The organism is Pseudorhizobium marinum, from assembly GCF_000705355.1.
Lineage (GTDB): Bacteria > Pseudomonadota > Alphaproteobacteria > Rhizobiales > Rhizobiaceae > Neorhizobium > Neorhizobium pelagicum.
On record NZ_JMQK01000014.1, the window covers coordinates 14,881 to 29,238 of the forward strand.

Consider the following 14,358-nt stretch of genomic DNA (forward strand, 5'->3'; position numbering starts at 1 on the left):
CTGCCCATGCTGATGGTCTCCGCTGCCGTATCTGCAGGTCTGTTCATGACGCAGTCGAACGAGACCGGCATTGTGTCCTCCTGGCTGGCGACAGCTGACACCGGCAGCATCAGCAAGCCGACCGATATCCGACGGGTCGCAGACGAGGGAACCGACGGGGCGGGTCTGGACGGACTGGCACGCGACATCCGGGCCCTGCAGCAGACACCGGCGAAGACAGAGCGCCTGGTCCAGGCCGGCTCCATTGTTCCCTTCCAGCTGTCGCAGATGGAGCAGGACGAGGCAGCCGACGCAGGCGCAGCCGAAACGCAAGCCGAGCCGGCACCGGCTCAGGTGGACGAGACGGCGCTTCGATACTTTGCCGCACAGGGCGACACGGCGCGGCTGGCCGCGGAAATCGCACGCCTGCGGCAGCTCTATCCGAACTGGACACCGCCTGCCGACCCGCTTGCCGTTCCCCAAAACGTCGATCGACAGCTGGAAGGCATGTGGGCGCTTTATGCACAGGGCCGGTACGCGCAGGTAAGGAAGGCGATCGCCGAGCGGCAGGCCGCCGAACCCGCCTGGGAGCCGCCGGCCGATCTTCTGGAGCGACTGGACATCGCCGAAGCGCGCAGCCGCCTTGTCAACGCCTCGCAGCTGAAGCAATATCAGACCGTTATCGACCTCGGCGCCACAAATCCACTGCTTCTCAACTGCAGCGAGGTTGATGTCTTGTGGCGCGTGGCCGAGGCTTTCGCCAGTACCGACCGTGCACAGCGTGCAGTGGATGCCTATCGCTATATCCTGACGACCTGCACCGATCCGGCGGAGCGGCTGGCAACATTGCAGAAGGCTGCCGCGGCATTGCCCTACGATCGCGTCCAGCCGCTTCTCGCGCTTGCAAAACAGACCGAAAGCGGCGCCGGTGAATTCGACAGCATCCGCGACGATCTCGCCCGTCGCTTCGTGGCCCAGGCCAATGAGGACCCGTCGCTGACAGTTGCGCCCGACGACGTCGATCGGCTGAAGGCATCGGCCCGTGGCGACGGTCCGGCCTCCGACGCCCTGCTCCTGGGGTGGTATTATCTCCGGCGTGACGACGCCGATGAGGCAGCGGTCTGGTTTCGGCGCGCGCGCGAGCGCGACGATACCGCCGATGCATCCCAAGGCCTGGCGCTGACGCTGCTGCAGCAGGGCAAGCCAGCCGAGGCGGAAGCGGTGCTCTACCCCTGGCGTGAGGCTTCAGAAGACGCGACGGCAACCTATCTGGCTGCAACGGCAAATTTCCTGGCGATCGATCCGCCCGCGACGATCGACGAGGCAATATTGACGCGGATGGCACAGGCGGTGATTGCCGAGCGCTATGCACCTTCGGCGCAGCAGTTCGGCTGGTATGCCCGCGCCTTCGATCAACCGCAGACGGCGGTGCAATGGTTTGAAACGGCGCTTGAATGGGCGCCGGAGGACGAAGCGTCCGCCTACGGGCTTGCGCTGACGCGGCTCCAGTTGAACGATAGGGCAGGCTTTGCCAAGCTGCAGCAGCAATGGGCAGCGCAGTCGCCGCGCATCGCCGATCTGGCAACCACGCCCGCTGATGGACGCCCGTCGCGACCTCCAACCGCCATTCGGCCCGGTGAGCCGGCGGCTCGTCCACGAGGGGCTGCCGTCGCAATGCAGGCAGCGCCGGCCGCCACCGCAGCACCGGTCGCGGCGGTGGTACACTCTGCGCGGCCTGCCTCCTGCGCCAACCGCCTCGATCCTGCCCGTCTGTCGGCGCCGGCAGCGCTTCAACGCGGTTGGTGTCTCATGGACTTGAACCGCCCGCTCGAAGCCGCCGAAAGTTTTGACGCCGCACTCTCCAGCGGCAACCGCAACATCCGCGAAGACGCCGCCTACGGACAGAGCCTCGCCTATCTCAGGGTCGGACTGACCGATCGTGCGGCCGTCGCGGCAACCCAGGCGCCCATGAGTTCTACTCGGGCGCGTGAACTGCAGGCCTCCATCCTTGCCGACCGCGCCGTCCAGGCGTTTCAGTCCGACCGATATCGCGAGGCGCTGCTCTATCTCGACCAGCGGGCGCAGGTGCAGCAGGAGCCGGTCGACCTTTTGGTGCTGCGCGCCTATAGCTACATGAACCTCAGCAGACCGCACGACGCCTTGCGCCTGTTTGAAGCCGCCGCCACCACGGGCAACCGCGATGCGCGCCGTGGCCTTGCCGATGCCAAGGCAGCCGTCGGTCTGAATTGATGGCGTGAACGGCGGCTGGAAGCGTGCACAGTGCAAGGCCCTGTAGCGCGACCGCGCAGGGCCGAGCCTTTGTGGCGCGGTTCTCGATGCCGCGCGCGATTCCTCATGGCGCAGCCCGGAAGAAAGCTGCAAATCAGGCTCAGGCTGCAACCATGCGTGCGGGGTACAACGGCGACCCGATTTTGGAAGCAGCAGTGGCTCGTTACGTTTCGGGCGACATCACTTCTGAAGAAATGCGATAAGAAGGCTGGTCGGCTTGAAACGTGATTGACAGCTGGAAATTGATGCAGCCAGTAGGCACTCAGGTGGCGTCCTCTGTGGCGTTCGGCCTTACCCAAGATTTAATGCGATGCGCCTTCAAGGCATTCAGAGATTTCAGACTCCATCACCGTAAAGCTTACTCGATTCGATTGACCCGGCGTCCCGATTTTCTAGAGGCTTCACCGAACGAAGACGCGATCTTCATCATGAATGCCTTGCTAAAACGGCCGAGAATATTCTGATCAGGCTCGATGTACCAGGATCGTTCGGCAACATCGTAATTATATTCGTCGATCATCACCCAGCAGCGCTTCAAGTCGCTCAACCCGGCTCGACGAGCTTCTGTTTCAGGAACTTCGATCGCGGCCCGATCTGGCTGCGGAGGCTGCGTCGTCACGGCAAGCAGAGCAAGATGCGTGAGGCCGTCTGTGGCCCCGCGGACCGCGACGACGACGCAGGTCGGGCGCGATTTGCGGCCTTCCGTCTCTCCACGCTCGTTCTGCCAGGCCCAGAGATACGGGTAGGCGATAATTTGACCGGGAAGAAAATCACGGTTCATCGCCATAGCCTTCGCCACGCGACAGTCGATCGATCTCCGCCTCAAACAGGTCTAAATGTTGCAAAGGCATTTCAGACGCACGATGAGCTGCGCGAGTATCACCGCCGGTGCGTAGACGCTCGTAATGATCGTAGCTCATCAGGACAAAGCGCGGCTTCCTGTGCTTGGTTAGGACCACTGGCTCGCGGCTGGCAGCGTCGGTGACGTCGCCCACTTGTTTGTTAAGATCACCTGTCGTGAACTGGCGCATATCCGAGCCTCCATTGCAAATTTCCATATTATCAATATTTTCTGGATTTACAATGCTCGCCCACGCCAGCGCCGAAATGTGTGATGGCCCACGCTTCATTGACGTACCAGGAAGCTCAGCCGGGAAAACAACCGTGGTCAACCCGGTCCAAAACCCCGATATCGCTTTTACATTCAAAATAATTTCGCCAGTAATACTTTCCCGATCCATCCTCGAGGTGAGGTCGTTGGTTCGTAGCCCATCAAGAGCAGTTGGGTACTTTGCCTTCATCCCGTCAGGTCTTAGCCAGCGTGGAGAGGTCACGCAGTCCGTCCACCACTCGGACGATCTCGCCGGTACCAACAGGGCCGTCATCGGCGTCGGGCCTTATCTCATAGAGGATCACATAGGGCCCTTCGACCAACATCCGAGCCGTTCGGAATACTTCCGGGTGACGCTCGCCCAAACGCGGGTGCTCGATCAGCAATTCCGCCCCACGGCGAAAATTGGCGAAGCCCCGCTTCGCGGCTGCTCTTTCCCCATTTCGATGTAGACGCTCTTGACGTCGGCGCGCGCCTTCGGTGTCCAAAAAAGCTTAACGGGCGTGGGGAGCGCAGATGCTATTTCCTGGCATGCTTCATCCGACACCGTATCAAGATCCACTTCGACCGCGGGACAACTAGCGTTGCCTTCTTCCCACATCGCACGTAGCTTGACGACATCTTCGCGCTTTTGCATCCATTTGGCCGACCGGCCACGCATGGCTTCGCGAACAACTTCGCTTGCGCTAGCAAAAGCGCCACTGTTCACAGCGTCACGCAATCCCTCGGCGTGTTCGGTGTCATCGAAACGCTGACCTTTTCAACATTTGGCATAGATGACCTCCAAAGGAGTGGTAGCAATTTTTACCACCAAAGGCTCCGAGTGGTAAGATCGTTGCTGGGTTTCCTCTCCGAGAGTCACTTGACAATGATATCATGTACATTAAGTTGATATCATTGCCGTCGGCTAAATGAGGTCGTGAGGATGCCAGCAGTCACCATTCGGAATCTTTCTGATGAAACCCACCGCGCATTGCGTGTGAGAGCAGCTCATCATGGCCGGAGCACTGAGGCGGAAATTCGTGACATCCTCGAGGCCGCTGTTCGCCCGTCTCAGCGCGTAAAGCTCGGGTCGTTGCTCGTGGAGATCGGTCGAGAAGCCGACCTGTCTGAGAGCGAGGTCGAAGCTTTGCAAGAGCGCCACAGGACGCCGGCTGAACCGATGACCTTCGAATGATCTTAATAGACACCAACGTGATATCAGAGCCGTGGAAGCCGGCTCCTGCTGCAGAGGTTGTGGCCTGGTTAGACGACCAGGCAATCGAAACGCTCTTCATCTCTGCTATATCAGTTGCGGAGCTTCGGTTTGGCATCGAATCAATGCCCATCGGGCGGCGTCGAACCATCCTCCGCAGCCGCCTTGAGGATGAGGTGCTACCGCATTTTCTTGAGCGTATTCTGCCCTTCACCCTAAGCACCTCGGGGCTTTACTCTAAACTGATGGTAGGCGCGCGAGTATCCGGTAAAGCGATCGGTATAGCCGATGGATTAATTGCGGCCACAGCTGCGGAGAGAGGTCTAGTTGTGGCAACGAGAGGCACAAGCCCGTTCAAGGCAGCTGGATTGAAAGTTATCAATCCGTGGAATGGTCCGCACATAGACTAAGACGCCGTCGGTTCAAATCCCGCCAAGAGCAAGAGGCTACGGGGCATGAGCTGTAACGTGTTCAGAAACGCCTCGAGTGCAGCCTGAGCGGACGTCTGACATCTGCTGGCCTTCGGTGACAAGCACGGATGGAGCGGCCTTCGGCTTGGTTCCAGGGGGCTTGGCTATTGTAGGCGCTTGGGGTCGACAGTTCCGGCAGCGAAAACGAAGAGTTTCATCCAATGGTTGCGGAACAATGCTGGCTTCAATGCGAGCCAGGCCAGCCTGATAGATTTGCGGAAGGGTATTATGAATTCAGTCTGAAGTCGGCGGAAACCAGGAGCCTGACTTGAAAAGAGTGCGTGGAACTGCAGTATTGTCCGGAAAGCTCCAAGGCTGGGTCATTCCCGCCAGGCTCCGCCGTCGTCTTTCGCGGCCAGTCTGTGTCGCCTATCGTATCAGCGCATGGGGCCGAGACATCCCGCGTTGACCTTGTACAAGCTGCCGTAGACAGCGGCTTTCATTTCTACCTTGGGCTGGTGGAAGGCATGCCCGCAGCAGCGCCTCTGTTTCGATAAAGGGAATCAACATTGACATTGCAAGTTCCGGATTTTCCGGACGGCGGAGACCTCTACATTGATCATCTGAGGTTCGACGCCGTCCTGGTCACAACAGCATCAGTCTGGAAAATCTTCATCGAAGCGCGCGAAAATTTCGGCGGTGATGTCAACTGCAATGCGTTTGTCGAGTTGTGCTATTCAAAACGTCGAATGGCCATGAAGCACAACAACCCTGAGGCTGCACAGCTATGGAAAGCGGTTCATGGCTTCGGTCTTTCCTACTCCATTTCGTTTGTCAGTGCCGTGGACGTCGACGGAGTATTGTTCCGGGAGAACAATGACATTCCCGCATCGCTATTTCCAGCGGACAACGATCTGGTACGAGTGTCGTTCGTTCCCTGAATCAACATCCAAAGTATGGGCGTTTTGTACCAGAGCCGGAAGCTGCTGGTCACCTTGAATAGGGAGGGATTATCCGAATTGTCCTGCCTCCTGCTGCGGAACCTGGGCGAGATGACGATACGGTCGATCGTGGAAGCCCCCGCAAGCCTGAGCCCCTGAGTGCAATTCTAAAGCGATTTCCGAAGGTAGCTATTGGCGGCCGCCTCCGAGACACCTGCGTCGTGGACGGCGACACGTTCCGAGCGGACGGCACAAAAATCCCGATCGCTGACATTGACCGCCGGATCCGCCCGCCGCGCCGCCCCGCGGGGCCAAATGCCCCGTCGTCCACATCGCAAGTGGAAATCTCCCATTGTCATCACACCTAAATTTGGTTTAGCTGATTTGAGGCTTCAACTATCGGCATCAACCTGGAGGAGGTGGCCGTCGAGGTTGGGTCCGCGCAAGACCAAGGTTGAGTGGCAAAGGGGAGGAACCATGTCCACGAAGATAATCGCTGCTTCGGCAGCCGCAGCCAGCATGTCGCTTTTTTGGGCGTCAAGCGCGCTTGCCGTCACCGAACTGCAGTGGTGGCACGCCATGACTGGCGCCAACAACGAGGTCGTCGATACGCTGGCGAAGGAATTCAACGAGACGCAGAGCGACTACAAGATCGTCCCGGTCTTCAAGGGGACCTACCCGGAAACGCTCAATGCCGGCATTGCCGCCTTCCGCGCCAAGCAGACGCCGGCGATCATCCAGGTCTTCGACGTCGGCACCGGCGTGATGATGAGCGCCGAGGGCGCCGTCATGCCGGTCGCGGAGGTGCTCCAGAAGGGTGGCTATACATTCGACAAGGCCAACTACCTGGCCGGCATCGTCGCATACTACTCCAAGCCCGACGGCACCATGCTGTCATTCCCGTACAACTCTTCCTCGCCGATCCTTTACTACAACAAGGACATCTTCCAGAAGGCAGGCCTCGACGCTGAAAACCCGCCCAAGACATGGCCGGAAGTCTGGGAAGCGGCCCGCAAGATCAAGACCAGCGGCGCTGCCGAATGCGGCTATACCTCGACCTGGCTGACCTGGATCCAGACGGAGAATTTCGCCGCCTGGAACAATCTGTCCTACGCCAACAACGAGAATGGTCTCGCCGACACCGATGTCGAGCTGCAGTTCAATTCCCCGCAGTTCGTCGAGCACTTCCAGTCGATTGCAGACCTCGCCAAGGACGGTGTCTTCCGCTACGGCGGCCGCACCTCTGAAGCCAAGAACCTCTTCCTCTCCGGCGAATGCGCCATCCTGACCGAATCCTCGGGCGGGCTGGGCGACATCGTCAAGAGCGGCATGAACTACGGCATCGGCCAGCTGCCCTATTACGAGGGCGACGGCCGTCCGCAAAACACCATTCCCGGCGGCGCCAGCCTCTGGGTCTTCGGCGGCAAGAGCGACGAAGAATACAAGGGTATCGCCGAGTTCTTCAACTTCCTGTCGCAGACGCAAATCCAGGCCCGCCTGCATCAGGTGTCGGGCTATCTGCCGGTCACCATGGAAGCCTACAACGCGACCAAGGAGTCGGGTTTCTACGAAAAGAACCCGGGGCGCGAGACGCCGATCCAGCAGATGATGGGCAAGGAGCCGACCGAAAACTCCAAGGGCGTACGCCTCGTCAACCTGCCGCAGGTTCGTGACATCCTGAACGAGGAGTTCGAAGCCATGCTGGCCGGCCAGCAGGATGCCAAGGCGGCACTCGACAAGGCCGTCGAACGCGGCAATGCCGCCATCCAGCAGGCACTCGGCAACTAAGAAAATGCACTCGCAATGCCGCCCGGATCACGATCCGGGCGGTCTTCTCATCTGGCGGGGGCATATGCTTTGCAAAACGTCGTCTTTCCCAACAAGATCCTTCCCTATTTCCTGGTCGCCCCACAGATCGTCCTGACGGTGATCTTCTTTTTCTGGCCGGCAAGCCAGGCGCTCTACCAGTCGGCCATGCGCGAGGATCCCTTCGGGCTGCGCAGCGCCTTTGTCGGCCTTTCCAACTTCCAGGCGATCTTCACCGATCCGAACTACCTGCACGCGCTGCAGGTGACGCTCGTCTTCAGCGTGGCAACGGCCGCGGTGGCCATGGGGACCGCCCTGTTCCTGGCAACGGCTGCCGATCGCGTTGTCCGCGGGCGCGGCTTCTACCGCACCTTCCTGATCATTCCCTATGCGGTGGCGCCGGCCGTGGCCGGCATGCTGTGGCTGTTCATGTTCAACCCGGCGATGGGAACATTCGCCTATCTGCTGCGCCGCAACGGCATCCTGTGGGATCCGCTGCTCGACGGCAACCAGGCGATGACGCTGGTGGTGGCGGCCGCCGCCTGGAAGCAGATCAGCTACAATTTCCTGTTCTTCGTCGCCGGCCTGCAGGCAATCCCCAAGTCGCTTCTGGAGGCTGCAGCCATTGACGGGGCGAGGGGTGCGCGTCGGTTCTGGACGATCGTCTTCCCGCTGCTGGCGCCGACGACCTTCTTCCTGCTCGTCGTCAACACGGTCTATGCCTTCTTCGACACCTTCGGCATCATCCATGCCGTCACCGGCGGCGGTCCGGCCAAGGCGACCGAAACGCTGGTCTACAAGGTCTACAACGACGGCTTCGTGAACCTCAATCTCGGGTCCTCCGCGGCGCAGTCGGTGGTGCTGATGATCATCGTCATTGCGCTGACCGCCTTCCAGTTCCGCTTCGTGGAGAAGAAGGTGCACTATGGTTGAGGTCCGGTCATGATTGAAAATCGCCCGATAGCGACACTGCTCGGCCACCTCGTGCTGGTGCTCGGCATCATCGTCGTGGCCTTCCCGATCTACTATACCTTCATCGCCTCGACGATGTCGTCGATCGACATTATCCGGCCTCCCATGTCGCTGCTGCCCGGAGACCAGTTCCTCGAGAACTATTCCGGCGCACTTTCCGGCGGCGTCGAGCAGGTCGTCGGCGTCAGCCTGGAGCGGCTTCTCTTCAACACCTTCGTGGTCGCCATGGCGATTGCAATCGGCAAGATCATCATCTCCTTCCTGTCGGCCTTCGCCATCGTGTTCTTCCGCTTCCCATTCAGGATGGGCTTCTTCTGGATGATCTTCATCACGCTGATGCTGCCGGTGGAGGTCCGCATCCTGCCGACCTACAAGGTGATCGTCGATCTCGGCCTGCTCGACAGCTATGCCGGCCTGACCCTGCCGCTGATGGCCTCGGCGACGGCAACCTTCCTGTTTCGCCAGTTCTTCCTGACCATCCCGGGAGAAATGGTGGAAGCCGCCCGTCTCGACAATGCCGGCCCCTTCCGCTTCATGAAGGATATCCTCCTGCCGCTTTCGAAGACCAATATCGCCGCGCTCTTCGTGATCCTCTTCATCTACGGCTGGACCCAGTACCTCTGGCCGCTGCTCGTCACCAATGACGCGAAGATGAACACGATCATCATCGGACTGCGGCGCATGGTCGATTTCACCGACGCGTCCACGCCGTGGAACTACGTCATGGTTACCGCGATCCTCGCCATCATCCCGCCCGTTCTGGTCGTCGTGCTGATGCAGCGCTGGTTCGTCAAAGGTCTTGTGGAGACTGAAAAATAATGGCCGAAATCGAACTCAAGAATGTCCGCAAGGTCTACGGCGGCAATATCGAAGCGATCAAGGGCGTGTCGCTCACCATCGCCGACGGCGAGATGATCGTCCTCGTCGGCCCCTCCGGGTGCGGGAAATCGACCCTGCTGCGCATGATCGCCGGCCTCGAAGGGATCTCCTCCGGAGACATCGCGATCGGTGGCCGCGTCATCAACACTCTGGAGCCTGCCGAGCGCGACATCGCCATGGTCTTCCAGAACTATGCGCTCTATCCGCATATGACCGTCCGCCAGAACCTGTCCTACGGCCTGAAGAACCGCAACACGCCGAAAGACGAGATCGACCGGCGCGTCCTGGAAGCTGCGACGGCCCTGGAGATCGAGCCGTTCCTCGACCGCAAGCCGCGCCAACTGTCCGGCGGCCAGCGGCAACGCGTGGCCATGGGCCGGGCGATCGTGCGCAAGCCGGCGGCCTTCCTCTTCGACGAGCCGTTGTCGAACCTTGACGCCAAGCTCAGGGTACAGATGCGTGTCGAGATCCGCAGACTGCAACGGTCGCTCGCCACCACCAGCGTCTACGTCACCCATGACCAGATGGAGGCCATGACGCTGGCTGACCGGCTGGTGGTGCTCAACGGCGGCCGCATAGAGCAGGTCGGCACGCCCATCGAGCTTTACGAGCGGCCCGCCTCAACCTTTGTCGCGACCTTCATCGGCTCGCCGTCGATGAACCTCCTCAAGCGCAAGGCGGTTGAAGGCAGCGGCTGGGTGCTTGCCACGAGCTCCGGCGTGGCAGCCGGTGTCGACACCGTGGGCATCCGGCCGGAAGATATCGTGATTGCCGAGGACAATTCGCCTGCGGATTTTTCCGGGCAGGTGCAGGTGGATGCGGTGGAACTGGTCGGAGCCGAAAGCTACGTCCACGCCTCGCTCGCCGATGGCAGTCCCATCGTCTTGCGGGTGTCCGGCCGCACGCGGCTTGGCATCGGCGAGACCATCCGCATCGCCGCTGCCCAGGCCAACATCCATATGTTCGACGAGACCGGCAAGCGACTGCCCTGACCGGCCGGTCGGTCGCAGCCGGTGCGACAGCGGCAAAGGCCCCCGGCGGCTCCCCGCGCGGGCCTTTGCCATGCCAGCTGCGGGGGACGCCCGGCGTTGCGCAGATCAACGATGGTCCACCAGACCCACCCCCACGCCCTCGCTTCGCCAGATCGCTTATGAACGCATCGAAGACCTGCTCAACTGGGGCAGGCCGAGGCCCTGCCAGATTATCTCACAGCGGGAACTGGTGGAAATCACCGGAGTGACGCTAGGCGGTTCGCGAGGCGATCCCGCGCTTTGAGGCAGAAGGCCTCTGCAGACCATACCGCAGCGGGGGCTGATGGGGCCAAGCCTCGATGTCACCTTTATTCGCGAAGCCTATCAGATGCGCCGGCTGGTCGAGATCAACGCGGTGCCGGACCTGCTTGGGAGGCTTGGTGAAGGCGACGTGTCCGAATGGATCGACTGGCACATCGGTGCCGGTGCGATGCTGCCGCACGAGGACGGGTCTGACCTGTCGGAGTTCTTGCGCGATGTCCAGCCTTTCGACTGAAAGATGCACGCCCGGATGGTCAACGCTTTGGACAACAGTCTCATCTCGAACGTGTACCGCGTCACCGCCATCAAGATCCGAATGTCGGCGCAGTCGCGGGTGCGCGTGACGAGGCAAAATGCCACCCGGGTTATCAAGGAGCATCTGGATTTTCTACAGCCGCTGCTCGAGCAGCAACCCGAGGCCGCCACCAGGGCTTTGGCCTTTCACATCGAACAGTCCCTCACTCTGGCGCTGGGCGGAACCCTTGGGCGCTGAGCGCAAGCCTTTCTTCTGGAGGACACGAAGCGTCCCGGTCCACCCGCAGGTCCGCTCCGGGCCGCTACAGTCGGGATCAACTCCCGGACCGATCGCCTTGCCCGGCGATGGGTGGCGAGGCAGAAACCGCGTGCGTTCGGCATCGCCCGCCGCACTGCGGCATCGATCTCGCCATGCGCGGCAGGGCGCCTTCATGCAATTGCGCACCCTGAGCTGGTGCCGGCGGCAGGGACGCAGGCATCCGTGGAGTGCGCCGCAATGCTCCTCCCGAAAGCCATCAAGGCTGACAGCGTCGATCGCCTAGCCCAAGGTCTCGTTCTCATAGCGGCGGTGCCGGATGCCGTCTCTCGTATCGCAGTTGTTGCTGGTGCAGCAGGATGATGCGGTCTCTGCTGCGCGTCAGGCCTGACGGGACCGGACATGACAAGGACGTGGCCCTAACGGTGAAGCCGGGCAGGCCACTTCCACACGGGGGCTTAGGTCGCAGAGACCCCTGGTGAATCTGGGTGGCGCCCGCTTCCACCAGGCTTTGCCCGGCATGCCCCGGAGCGGACACGCGCCTCGCCAAGGCGTCGCTGGTGGCGACGAAAGTACACAGGCGCCGCTTCCATTCTGCAGGAGATAGATCATATTTGGTTAGCCGACACCCGAATTACCCCGGCAACCGACTGGAATCTGCAATGCAATCGACCATTGTCATCATCAATCTCATCGGCGCGGTCGCCCTGTTGCTCTTCGGCCTCGCCCAGGTGAAGGATGGCGTCACCCGTGCCTTCGGCACCAGGCTGCGGACCGGGCTTGCCTCCGGCACACAAAGCGGCCTGCGTTCCTTTGCTGCCGGCTTCCTTGCCACCATCGCCCTGCAGAGCTCCACGGCGACCGCCTTGACCGTTGCATCCTTTGTCGAACGCGACCTGATCCGCGCCCGCATGGCGCAGATCGTGCTGCTCGGCGCCAATGTCGGGACGGCCGTCACTGCCTTTGTCGTCGCGACCGGAATCGAATGGCTGTCGCCGCTCTTGATCATCGCCGGTGTCGCGCTTCAGAAGGGGGGCTCGACGGCACGCAGGGGCGGCGGCACGGCGCTGATCGGCATCGGATTGATGCTCCTGTCGCTCTACCTCCTCTCGGCTGCCACCGAGCCGATGCGCGCGTCGCCCGCGCTCGCCGCCTTCATCAAGCTGCTTGACGGCGCCTGGCCTGTGGCATTTGCGCTGACAGCGGGCCTTGCCATCATCTCCTCGTCGAGCCTTGCGGTTGTCGTGCTGGTTCTCTCGCTTGCCGGGACCGGCATCCTGTCGACCGCGCTGATCATCGTGCTGATCCTGGGCGCCAATCTCGGCGGGGCCGTTGCGCCCGTGCTGGCAACGCTGTCTGCCCCTGCTTCGGCGCGGCGGATCACCACCGGCAACCTCGTCGTTCGCGCCGTCGGCTGCCTGATCGCGCTGCCGCTGGTCGACTACGGGGCGCAGGGGCTGTCATTGCTACCACTGGCTCCGGAAGGCTTGCCGGTCGATGCCCATCTCGCCTTCAACATCGCCCTTGCGCTTGTGGCCTGGCCCTTCTCCGGCCTTTTGTCGGATGCCATGAAACGCGCCATCCCGACACAGGAAGATCCCGACACCGGTCCGAAATATCTGGATCCGGAGGCGCTTTCGACCCCGGTGGTGGCGCTGGCCAATGCCACGCGAGAGGTTCTCGCCGTCGGCGACCTGGTCGAACGAATGCTGGTGCGGGTCGAAAGCGCATTCCGGAACAATGACCTGGCGCCGTTGTCCGAGATTGAGGCGCTGGAAAAGCGGGTCGACCGCCTGCAGCAGGACGTCAAGGTCTATCTGTCAAAGCTTGGCTGGCAACCGGGAGCCGGCGACGACACCCGCCGCTCGAGTGCCATTATCGACTACGCCATCAATCTGGAACATGTGGGCGACATCATCGAGAAGGGCCTTGGCGAGCAGGTTCGCAAGAAAGTGTCAAGCAATCTGAAATTCTCCGAGGCCGGCTATCAGGAGCTCAAGAACCTCTTTGACCTGACCATCGAGAACCTGCGCACGGCGCAGACCATCATCGTGACCGGTGACCTCAACCTGGCGCTGCGCCTGATGGAGATAAAGGTCGATGTGCGAAAGGCGGAGAAGCTCTCCGCCGAGCGGCATCTGGAGCGTCTTCGCGACGGCCGCATCGAGAGCCTGCAGACGAGTTCGCTGCACCTTGACATCCTGCGCGACCTGAAGCGCATCAATGCGCATCTTGTCTCGGTCGCACACCCGATCCTCGATGACAGTGGACTGCTGCGCGAGAGCCGTCTGCGTCACGGGGCGCCGAAGGTTTGACTTGGGAATGCGACGCTCGCCAGGACTGCTTGTCCTCGCCCTTCGGCGGGACCAAGAGAGGCAATTTCGCCCACCGGTGCCATCAGCGTCCGGCGTGCCTCCTGCAATCATCCGATGCCTGGATGATCCGTGACCTAGCATGTTCAGCGCGAGCGCGAGCATTCATGCACGGCTCCCGCCCTTGACGATGGACACGACGATCAATCGACCCGACCGATACGAAGACGACGTGTGGGCGTTGTCTCGGTTGCGGCGTCCTTGGGCGCAGGACGAGGGCGCTCCGCTTCGATCACGCGCCATTCGCGCTCAAGCCTCTCGAAGACGTTCTGGGGTATTGTCTCAGCCATGTCCCTGCTCTCCTCTGTCGAGCAAGCCAAAGCACGTCGGCCTGTAGCGCACAACGCTACCTTATAGGTAAGCCTACGCAGTAAGGTTAATGCGCCTTGCGCCCTGATCTTTGATCGCGGCTCAATGACGGGGAAACGGACAGGCGGCGACAGCGGCTGTATTTCGCCAAGATCACCCCGGGTGGCTTTAAAAAACCGCCCGACCAGCCAGGCTGGTCGGGCAAGGTGAGCATTCCTGAACTTCACGTCTCTCACAAAGCGAAACCGGCGGACTATCCGCAAAAATGGTTAGGATAGAATTAGCGCCGCGG

17 protein-coding genes are annotated in these 14,358 nt (G+C 61.2%); 12 read left to right on the forward strand and 5 right to left on the reverse strand.

Annotated elements, in window-relative coordinates:
* Positions 1-6 precede the first annotated feature (6 nt).
* Positions 7-2,229, forward strand: a complete 2,223-nt coding sequence (locus EO99_RS0116505; protein ID WP_051679913.1) for a cellulose synthase — start codon at positions 7-9, stop codon at positions 2,227-2,229.
* An 86-nt stretch (positions 2,230-2,315) separates the two neighbouring features.
* The gene (locus EO99_RS27855; RefSeq protein WP_162179318.1) at positions 2,316-2,471 is read left to right on the forward strand and encodes an antitoxin VbhA family protein; all 156 of its coding nucleotides are present in this window, start codon (positions 2,316-2,318) and stop codon (positions 2,469-2,471) included.
* Positions 2,472-2,626: 155 nt separating this feature from the next.
* Here the strand turns inward: EO99_RS27855 and EO99_RS0116510 are convergent, their stop codons facing one another.
* The 4 genes from EO99_RS0116510 to EO99_RS28580 all read right to left on the reverse strand — a co-directional run bounded on the left by EO99_RS0116510 (position 2,627) and on the right by EO99_RS28580 (position 4,088).
* Entirely contained in the window at positions 2,627-3,049 is a 423-nt protein-coding gene (locus tag EO99_RS0116510; RefSeq protein ID WP_029619724.1) for a hypothetical protein, read from the reverse strand.
* Positions 3,039-3,299 carry a type II toxin-antitoxin system prevent-host-death family antitoxin gene (locus EO99_RS0116515; RefSeq protein WP_029619725.1) on the reverse strand — a complete coding sequence of 87 codons (261 nt, stop codon included), beginning with the start codon at positions 3,297-3,299 and terminating at the stop codon, positions 3,039-3,041. Before EO99_RS0116515 ends, EO99_RS0116510 begins: the two co-directional genes overlap by 11 nt.
* 274 nt (positions 3,300-3,573) lie before the next feature.
* On the reverse strand, positions 3,574-3,867 hold the full coding sequence (locus EO99_RS28235; RefSeq protein WP_328286604.1) for a type II toxin-antitoxin system RelE/ParE family toxin: 294 nt from the start codon (positions 3,865-3,867) through the stop codon (positions 3,574-3,576).
* Positions 3,759-4,088, reverse strand: a complete 330-nt coding sequence (locus EO99_RS28580; RefSeq protein ID WP_408002875.1) for a ribbon-helix-helix domain-containing protein — start codon at positions 4,086-4,088, stop codon at positions 3,759-3,761. The genes EO99_RS28235 and EO99_RS28580 overlap by 109 nt, the downstream gene beginning before the upstream one ends.
* 216 nt (positions 4,089-4,304) lie before the next feature.
* On the opposite strand from EO99_RS28580, the gene EO99_RS0116530 reads away from it, so the two are divergent.
* From EO99_RS0116530 to EO99_RS0116575, 10 genes are all read left to right on the forward strand, one after another.
* Entirely contained in the window at positions 4,305-4,556 is a 252-nt protein-coding gene (locus EO99_RS0116530) for a FitA-like ribbon-helix-helix domain-containing protein (RefSeq protein ID WP_029619726.1), read from the forward strand.
* Complete coding sequence (locus EO99_RS0116535) at positions 4,553-4,984, forward strand: type II toxin-antitoxin system VapC family toxin (protein WP_029619727.1); 432 nt, start codon at positions 4,553-4,555, stop codon at positions 4,982-4,984. Before EO99_RS0116530 ends, EO99_RS0116535 begins: the two co-directional genes overlap by 4 nt.
* A 569-nt stretch (positions 4,985-5,553) precedes the next feature.
* Positions 5,554-5,925 (forward strand): hypothetical protein, encoded by a 372-nt coding sequence (locus EO99_RS0116540; protein WP_029619728.1) that lies wholly within the window; start codon positions 5,554-5,556, stop codon positions 5,923-5,925.
* Positions 5,926-6,402: 477 nt separating this feature from the next.
* Entirely contained in the window at positions 6,403-7,713 is a 1,311-nt protein-coding gene (gene ugpB / locus EO99_RS0116550) for a sn-glycerol-3-phosphate ABC transporter substrate-binding protein UgpB (RefSeq protein ID WP_029619729.1), read from the forward strand.
* A gap of 69 nt (positions 7,714-7,782) precedes the next feature.
* Positions 7,783-8,664, forward strand: coding sequence for a sn-glycerol-3-phosphate ABC transporter permease UgpA (ugpA, locus tag EO99_RS0116555; protein ID WP_029619730.1), 882 nt, complete (start codon positions 7,783-7,785; stop codon positions 8,662-8,664).
* Positions 8,665-8,673: 9 nt separating this feature from the next.
* Positions 8,674-9,522: a sn-glycerol-3-phosphate ABC transporter permease UgpE gene (gene ugpE / locus EO99_RS0116560; protein ID WP_029619731.1), complete on the forward strand. Its 849-nt coding sequence runs from the start codon at positions 8,674-8,676 to the stop codon at positions 9,520-9,522.
* Positions 9,522-10,574 (forward strand): sn-glycerol-3-phosphate import ATP-binding protein UgpC, encoded by a 1,053-nt coding sequence (locus tag EO99_RS0116565; protein ID WP_029619732.1) that lies wholly within the window; start codon positions 9,522-9,524, stop codon positions 10,572-10,574. The genes ugpE and EO99_RS0116565 overlap by 1 nt, the downstream gene beginning before the upstream one ends.
* A gap of 322 nt (positions 10,575-10,896) precedes the next feature.
* Entirely contained in the window at positions 10,897-11,109 is a 213-nt protein-coding gene (locus tag EO99_RS28240; protein ID WP_235776850.1) for a hypothetical protein, read from the forward strand.
* A 15-nt stretch (positions 11,110-11,124) separates the two neighbouring features.
* Complete coding sequence (locus EO99_RS28245) at positions 11,125-11,367, forward strand: FCD domain-containing protein (RefSeq protein ID WP_235776851.1); 243 nt, start codon at positions 11,125-11,127, stop codon at positions 11,365-11,367.
* Between the two features lie 680 nt (positions 11,368-12,047).
* On the forward strand, positions 12,048-13,700 hold the full coding sequence (locus EO99_RS0116575) for a Na/Pi cotransporter family protein (RefSeq protein ID WP_029619733.1): 1,653 nt from the start codon (positions 12,048-12,050) through the stop codon (positions 13,698-13,700).
* A gap of 200 nt (positions 13,701-13,900) precedes the next feature.
* Here the strand turns inward: EO99_RS0116575 and EO99_RS27515 are convergent, their stop codons facing one another.
* Positions 13,901-14,047 (reverse strand): hypothetical protein, encoded by a 147-nt coding sequence (locus EO99_RS27515; RefSeq protein WP_156034853.1) that lies wholly within the window; start codon positions 14,045-14,047, stop codon positions 13,901-13,903.
* Positions 14,048-14,358 lie beyond the last annotated feature (311 nt).